Genomic DNA, 241 nt, shown 5'->3' on the forward strand with positions numbered 1-241 from the left:
TCCGCGCGGATTCGGGGCATCAGCCCGCTACGACGGCCTGCCGGAAATCCGCTGGCAGACCTACGGCCCCGGCCACCTGCTGGGCGTGAAGCTCGGGCACGACGTGGTGCTCGAACTCAGCCGCGACAGGCTGCACCGCGAAACCATCCGCCGGTTCAGCGACGGCTGGCAGAGCGAAAATGTCTATTCGCTCACCGGACAACTCGCCGCGCAGCGCACGCCGGACAACGGCCACCCAAAC

The 241-nt window shown here is 68.0% G+C and carries 1 protein-coding gene; it reads left to right on the top strand.

Annotated features, from left to right (window positions below; translation table 11 throughout):
* On the top strand, nucleotides 1-241 hold a 241-nt coding region (locus tag ACLBVC_RS24815), incomplete at both ends, for a hypothetical protein (protein ID WP_410151815.1).

Origin of the sequence: Rahnella selenatireducens, from assembly GCF_046449555.1 — a bacterium.
GTDB lineage: Bacteria > Pseudomonadota > Gammaproteobacteria > Enterobacterales > Enterobacteriaceae > Rahnella > Rahnella selenatireducens.